General features: G+C 62.1%; 1 protein-coding gene. It reads right to left on the reverse strand.

Features of this window, described 5'->3' with window-relative positions; genetic code table 11:
* Positions 1 to 301, reverse strand: a 301-nt coding sequence (locus tag NTD89_RS05110; protein ID WP_262206630.1) for a hypothetical protein, incomplete at both ends; no start/stop codon positions are given.

Genomic DNA, 301 nt, shown 5'->3' on the forward strand with positions numbered 1-301 from the left:
GTCGCGCAGGCGTACCAGACGTCCGGCTTCGTCATAGTCGATATAGATGCGGTTGTCGTTACGATCACCCAGTTGGGTCAGACGCAGTCGCGACGGGTCTGCTGGAGCAGCTTCGAACAAGCGGTACACGCCGTCGTCGCTTTCGATCAGCAATTGCCCATTCAGGTGTCGCCGTACCGCAAGCCCTTCACCGGCGCTGAACACCGCGCCGCCTAACGGAATCGAGCCCATGTCGATGGGCCGGCCCTGCTCGTCGGTATACACGAGCGTTTCGCCGCCCTCGGGATGCGGCTGAATGTCG

This window comes from Pseudomonas sp. 14P_5.3_Bac1, from assembly GCF_025466135.1.
Lineage (GTDB): Bacteria > Pseudomonadota > Gammaproteobacteria > Pseudomonadales > Pseudomonadaceae > Aquipseudomonas.